Source organism: Nostoc flagelliforme FACHB-838 (genome assembly GCF_014698065.1).
In the GTDB taxonomy this organism is placed as follows: Bacteria; Cyanobacteriota; Cyanobacteriia; order Cyanobacteriales; family Nostocaceae; genus Nostoc; species Nostoc flagelliforme_B.
This window is the reverse complement of the sequence record NZ_JACJSI010000379.1, coordinates 1-5438: the sequence shown is the minus strand read 5'-3', so window position 1 is coordinate 5438 and position 5438 is coordinate 1. Positions and strand designations below refer to the sequence as shown.

Here is a 5438-nt window from a genome sequence, read left to right as displayed (position 1 = left end):
AGTTTCGACTTCAGAAATACTTGAAACAACAGCATCTATTTCACTTTGGGAAGACAGTAACTTTACTACAGCAGCCCTGTCTCTTCACTCTTGTTTTGGCAACGGTATTGAATAATGAACTTTTTACCTTGTAATCGGTGTAGATTGCCAATGAACTAGTTGCCAACCTTGCTTTCGCTTTGCCCAAATATTTACAAAGATATTGTCTAAGAATTTAATTTCGCTGTTGATGAGGGCAGTAAACAAAATTCTACCTGTTACAAGAACCGTGTCATGGTTTGTATACCAATTAGATAGCTAGGGGTTGATAACCTAGCGATGACAATACCAACTCAGTTACACACGAGCTAAGGCACAAGACACGAATAAATCAGCCCAGCCCCTACGGGGTTCAGCAGTCGCTCATGGGGGAAACCCCCAAGACCGCGCTGCTTCACCGTATCAATAATATTTTTGGCTTGCGCCGAGATATCTAGGCGCTTTCGCCCTCAAGGCGACAGTCTTGAGTTCTCCTTTTAAGTAATAGACCAGTTTTCGAGCAGCATAAATTGTGTTATTAATGCTTGCAAAACTCACGGAACAATTGCAGTCACGCGGATTTCAATCCGCATTGTTGGAAGTGCAAGCGCCGCGACACCTAGCTCTGTCCAAATTGGGGCGCGATCGGGCATATAATGACGAAATAGCTTGACCATCACATCGTTAACCTCCGGGGGGAACCCGCCAACATGGTAAGAATTGACGTGGATAACATGCTCCCAACCTGCACCAGCAGTCGCTAAGGTTCGCTCTATGTTCCGAAATGCCTGAGCAATCTCGTCCGCGATTAATTCAGGAATTTGCAGATCGTCATCCCAGCCGCCTTGACCTGATATCTCTACTCGATCGTCAATTCTCACCGCTTGCGAGTAATGCAATGTATTCAGCATGTATTCCCCATAACCAGGGGTGACAAAAAACTCTGGCTTTTTCATGGTGTTCCTATTGATGAAAAGCTTGCTTTAATATTTAGTTACTATGACTAGCACATTCGATCAGTGCGTTTGAGGGCAAGCTCGGATTGAGTACCTTGCGCGCACTGTCAGCCCCTACAACGGGCAGCGTGTTCGGATCGAGCATGCCGAGTTGAACCAATACACTCGCCTGATCCCAATAGAGGTGTTCGTGGGCTAGCTTGCCATCACGGAACTGGACAATCGCTACCACTGCCACTTCAACCCGTTTCCCGGTCGGAGCAATGCCAGGTAGCATCCACTTCATCTGGATGGTATGAGTGAACTTAGCCAGCATTTCATCGACGAGTCGATCCGTCCCGATCGTGCGCGAAATCGGAACTAGCTCGAGGTCTGGCGGAATCTGGGGAATGAAGTATTTGGAATAAAACTCACCCAATGCTGCTTTTCCGACTCCCCCAGTCATCACTGGAATATGATTCACATAAGCGTCCTCAACCATCGTAGCGAGAGCATCTTCAGGGCTGTGAGTACCAAACTCGTGCCCGATATGCTCTTCCCAGACCGATTGCAAGGCTTCCTGAGCGGGTGTCAGGTTTGGAGTTGCCTGTACTGCCTGTTTGTCTGCTGTTTGCTCTGTGACCATGTTGAATTCTCCTAAGTTCTATCTAAGATTAAGACAGAGACAGCATTTTATCTTTTTCAAAATGCTGCCTCCTATTTTACTTGTGGCTTCCGTAGAGAAAACCTCAAGTATTAATGTCCACCTAAGTTCACTGGAGGGGTTGTTGCAAGGAGCTGAAGTTCCCATGCAAGGGCTACCGCACTAGCACCGCCATGCTCAAGAACAATCTCTGATACATCCGCAGATGTTTCTGTGCGTGCCCAGTCACGTTGCCACTCAAAAAGTACAGCCATCCAGTTGATTGGAACTGCACCAGCCTGAACCATCCGGCGAACCGCCATGTCATGAGCTTCCGCAGTAACACCGCCCGAAGCATCGGTAACTATAAATACTTCATAACCCTCACCAAGCGCCTGAATTGCTGGCATTGCGAGACAGACCTCAGTCCAAAGCGCAGCGAGTATAAGTTGCTTGCGGCCACTTTTCTTCACTACATCTGTAACGTTTGGATCTTCCCAGGTATTGATGAAAGTGCGGTTAATCGGTTTTTGATCGGGAAAAACATCCTGTAGTCCCTTAATGATATAACCCCCTCTTTCTTCAATGACGCTGGTAAGGATTGTAGGTACGTTAAACACCTTTGCCGATTTGGCAAGACCAATAACATTGTTAATGATCGTCGTGGGTTCATGGCTGTTCAAGTTGGTGAACTGATAAGGCTGGTGGTCAATCAGTACCAGGATGCTATCTTCTGGACGAAGCAGTCCTTCTAGTGCGATTTTTGGATTTTTAGACATCGCTATAAGTCTCCATTCAATGTTTACTTTTCAGACACGCCCTAGCGTGTGAGTCTGACTCAACGGGGTGAATCACACAGTTTTTTTACATTCTTCGCGCCACAGACTGGACATAACCAATCTTCCGGCAGATCCTCAAAAGCTGTTCCCGAAGCAATTCCAGACTGTGGTTAAGCGGGTTAAATACTGTCAGAGGGCACGATCTTCCAACAAAAAAGGTACGACCGCGGTCAAGCCCACCGCTTCTTCTTCTTCATTCGTGAACCCGGTTACGCGCTTGCCTTTGATTAGATACTCGCCGTCCTTTCCGCGCACATTGATTAACGCAACCGGCGCGTGACACACTGCACCGACTGGCTTGTCGGCCTTCACGAAGGCTTCGATCAGTGCAATGGATGTTGCGTTGTCGGGCATGTCCCACATCGGGCCATGTCCGCCAGGGTAGAAGACTGCGTCGAAATCGTCTGCGGACACGTCGGCTAGCTTTTTCGTGTTGGCAAGTTCAGCCTGTGCAGCTGTGTCTGTGCGGAAGCGCTTCGTTAACTCGGTCTGGAACTCGGGTACTTCGCTTTTCGGATCGAGCGGCGGCAGACCGCCCTTCGGTGAGGCTAGCGTAAGTGCTGCTTCCGCGTCCTTCAGCACGTAATAGGGAGCAGCAAACTCTTCCAGCCAGAAGCCTGTTTTCTTTCCGGTATCGCCAAGTTGGTCATGAGACGTGAGAACAATGAGAATCTTCATAGCAAACCTCCTTTTTAAGAACTCAAACACGAACCTTCTCGCTGCATAACACCTGATTCGCCTTCAGTATTGGTGTGAGAACATATCGGTGTTGATCGCGACTTGGATGCAACGTTTCGCACTGTTGATCGACTACTGCGCTACAAACCCACCTTCTAACATCAATGTTTCACCTGTTATGAGCGACGATGATTTGTCAGCGTCTGGACCTGCGAGGAAGCAAACGGTTGCCGCCACCTCCTTCAGGGTTGCGATCCGGCGGATGGTTTGAAGATCCATGATCGCTTCCGGCAGTTTGTCGGCTACGGCCGCTGCCATGTCCGTTGGCATGATGCCTGGCTGCACGACGTTTACAGTGATGTTGCGTGGGACCAGACGCTGGACACCTTTCGCATACCCTACGATCGCCGCCTTGGTGCCCATAGCAGATACTTTTGTACATTGCTTCAGATGAAAATTTAGTGCTGAGCCAAAGTCGGTTCATGAGTCGTTGTGAATTACAGTTCTTGAGCGGTTGGGCGAATCAAGATTTCGTTTACATCCACTTCTTTGGGTTGCTCGATCGCATAACGGATAGCTTGGGCGATCGCCTCTGGCTGAATTGCCATTTCATAGAGAGCATTTATGTTTTTGGCAGCCTCCGGATCGCTGATCGAATTGGTGAGTTCTGTGGCAACGGCTCCAGGAGAAATAATCGTGCTGCGAATATGCGCTCCAACTTCTTGACGCAAGCCTTCTGAAATGGCACGAACGGCAAACTTTGTGCTGCAATAAACCGCTGAACCGGGATAGACTTTGTGTCCTGCAACAGAAGCAATGTTAATGATGTGTCCGCTTTGCGCTTTTTGCATATGCGGCAAAACGGCGGCAATTCCGTATAGTACGCCTTTGATGTTGATATCGATTGTGCGTTCCCATTCGTCTACTTTTAGCTGATCCAGACGAGACACCGGCATGATGCCAGCATTGTTGATCAACACATCAATTTTGCCGTATTGCTCTAGCGTGCTTTTTGCTAAGGCTTCAACCTGGTTACGCTGGGTCACATCGACGGTTTGATAGGTTGCGGTGCCGCCTGCGCTTTCAATCTCTGCCACAAGTTTCTCAAGTCGATCGTCTCGTCGGGCTGCCAGCATCAACTTTGCGCCGTGTTCTGCTAGTAGTTTGGCGGTTGCTTCTCCAATGCCGCTGCTTGCTCCTGTGATGATGATGCTTTTTCCGAATACCTGGCTCATATTTAAATATCCTTATAGTTAAATATCCTTGACTTCGGTTTTGATCACAAAAGCCCTTAATTCAACCATCTTGTCGTCGCGAAAGCGCCAGACATCGCAGTACGAGTAATGAACCGCCTTCCCGGCTGCGTCCTTCAGTGTGATGTCGCCGAGTGCCGTGACGAAATCACCCTCAGCAATGAAGTGAGCGACCCTAAACTTGGGTGGCTCTATGTATGTCTCTGCCATATATTGGCGAACGGCTTCTTTTCCGTTAAGGGTCTTGTCGCCGACAAACGTCCATTTCGTGTCGTCGGTGCAGAACGGCAAGAATCCTTCATAGTTGCCTTGGGCGATCGCAGCGTTTGCCGTTTTTAAAATGGCTTTATTGTTCTCTGACATCTGAATCTCTCCGATAGTCTGTAGCACGTCCCAATGCTTGACTGCTTTCAGATGCTTAAAATGATTTGTCAGATTCTTGTGGTGTTAGTGAACTTGTTTCAATGGACGTATAAGCTATTCAGCGCCTGTTTCGCGAATCAGTTTGGCGGTTTTTTCACCTTCTGCGTCGCGTCTGCCGGAGAATACGACCTTTGCTCCAGCAGCACCGAAGGCGATAACTTCTCTGCGAGACGCTACGCTAACGTTAAGCTTTCTTTCTCTACGAGAGGCTGCGCCAACGGAAGGCTGCGCGTAGCTTGCTTCCCCGTAGGGGTACGCTAACGCGGTTGTACGACCAATTCCTGAAGTTTCACCAGTGACTAACGCCACTTTATCTTGCAGTATCATTTTGTTTCTCCTGTTTTAATTTCATCGGTTTGTCTCAGGTAAGTTTGTCTGAGCAACTCAGTGACTTCTTGCGCGATCGCAATCAGGGCATGATTAACTGAGGAGTCGCGAAGAGAACCAGTCTGAAGTGTACCTTCATGCCCAGAATTATTCTTGCCTTGTACTAATAAATGCGGCATAGAATTATCCTCAATGAAATACTGATTTGTAATTGACTAAATCAATACGAAAGAATTCAGTTGTTGGCATGGTAATTTTTGGCATGGTTCAAAAAGCGGCAGTTTTGTTCAGCGAAACAGGCAGGCAAAATCTAGCTATCAAA

Annotated in this window: 10 protein-coding genes; all 10 read right to left on the bottom strand. The window is 48.1% G+C overall.

Annotated features, from left to right (window positions below):
• Positions 1-572: 572 nt before the first annotated feature.
• A complete protein-coding gene (locus tag H6G97_RS44235; protein WP_190946823.1) occupies positions 573-974 on the bottom strand; it encodes a RidA family protein in 402 nt (133 codons plus the stop codon).
• A 34-nt stretch (positions 975-1008) separates the two neighbouring features.
• Entirely contained in the window at positions 1009-1599 is a 591-nt protein-coding gene (locus tag H6G97_RS44230) for an ester cyclase (protein ID WP_190946822.1), read from the bottom strand.
• A gap of 110 nt (positions 1600-1709) precedes the next feature.
• Complete coding sequence (locus tag H6G97_RS44225; RefSeq protein ID WP_190946821.1) at positions 1710-2375, bottom strand: hydrolase; 666 nt, start codon at positions 2373-2375, stop codon at positions 1710-1712.
• A 59-nt stretch (positions 2376-2434) separates the two neighbouring features.
• Positions 2435-2533, bottom strand: a complete 99-nt coding sequence (locus H6G97_RS54100) for a rubredoxin (RefSeq protein ID WP_190946824.1) — start codon at positions 2531-2533, stop codon at positions 2435-2437.
• A 31-nt stretch (positions 2534-2564) separates the two neighbouring features.
• Complete coding sequence (locus H6G97_RS44215; protein WP_242056029.1) at positions 2565-3113, bottom strand: type 1 glutamine amidotransferase domain-containing protein; 549 nt, start codon at positions 3111-3113, stop codon at positions 2565-2567.
• A gap of 132 nt (positions 3114-3245) precedes the next feature.
• Positions 3246-3536 carry an SDR family oxidoreductase gene (locus H6G97_RS44210; RefSeq protein WP_199350086.1) on the bottom strand — a complete coding sequence of 97 codons (291 nt, stop codon included), beginning with the start codon at positions 3534-3536 and terminating at the stop codon, positions 3246-3248.
• Positions 3537-3610: 74 nt separating this feature from the next.
• The gene (locus H6G97_RS44205; protein ID WP_190946820.1) at positions 3611-4348 is read right to left on the bottom strand and encodes an SDR family oxidoreductase; all 738 of its coding nucleotides are present in this window, start codon (positions 4346-4348) and stop codon (positions 3611-3613) included.
• Positions 4349-4366: 18 nt separating this feature from the next.
• Positions 4367-4729 carry a nuclear transport factor 2 family protein gene (locus H6G97_RS44200; RefSeq protein ID WP_190946819.1) on the bottom strand — a complete coding sequence of 121 codons (363 nt, stop codon included), beginning with the start codon at positions 4727-4729 and terminating at the stop codon, positions 4367-4369.
• Positions 4730-4843: 114 nt separating this feature from the next.
• The gene (locus tag H6G97_RS44195) at positions 4844-5116 is read right to left on the bottom strand and encodes a Rossmann-fold NAD(P)-binding domain-containing protein (RefSeq protein WP_190946818.1); all 273 of its coding nucleotides are present in this window, start codon (positions 5114-5116) and stop codon (positions 4844-4846) included.
• The gene (locus H6G97_RS44190) at positions 5113-5295 is read right to left on the bottom strand and encodes a hypothetical protein (RefSeq protein ID WP_190946817.1); all 183 of its coding nucleotides are present in this window, start codon (positions 5293-5295) and stop codon (positions 5113-5115) included. Before H6G97_RS44190 ends, H6G97_RS44195 begins: the two co-directional genes overlap by 4 nt.
• Positions 5296-5438 lie beyond the last annotated feature (143 nt).

Bases quoted from the DNA above. Each gene is read 5' to 3' on its own strand.
- H6G97_RS44235 (WP_190946823.1), bottom strand. From the start codon at position 974: ATGAAAAAGCCAGAGTTTTTTGTCACCCCTGGTTATGGGGAATACATG.
- H6G97_RS44230 (WP_190946822.1), bottom strand. From the start codon at position 1,599: ATGGTCACAGAGCAAACAGCAGACAAACAGGCAGTACAGGCAACTCCA.
- H6G97_RS44225 (WP_190946821.1), bottom strand. From the start codon at position 2,375: ATGTCTAAAAATCCAAAAATCGCACTAGAAGGACTGCTTCGTCCAGAA.
- H6G97_RS44215 (WP_242056029.1), bottom strand. From the start codon at position 3,113: ATGAAGATTCTCATTGTTCTCACGTCTCATGACCAACTTGGCGATACC.
- H6G97_RS44210 (WP_199350086.1), bottom strand. From the start codon at position 3,536: ATGGGCACCAAGGCGGCGATCGTAGGGTATGCGAAAGGTGTCCAGCGT.
- H6G97_RS44205 (WP_190946820.1), bottom strand. From the start codon at position 4,348: ATGAGCCAGGTATTCGGAAAAAGCATCATCATCACAGGAGCAAGCAGC.
- H6G97_RS44200 (WP_190946819.1), bottom strand. From the start codon at position 4,729: ATGTCAGAGAACAATAAAGCCATTTTAAAAACGGCAAACGCTGCGATC.
- H6G97_RS44195 (WP_190946818.1), bottom strand. From the start codon at position 5,116: ATGATACTGCAAGATAAAGTGGCGTTAGTCACTGGTGAAACTTCAGGA.
- H6G97_RS44190 (WP_190946817.1), bottom strand. From the start codon at position 5,295: ATGCCGCATTTATTAGTACAAGGCAAGAATAATTCTGGGCATGAAGGT.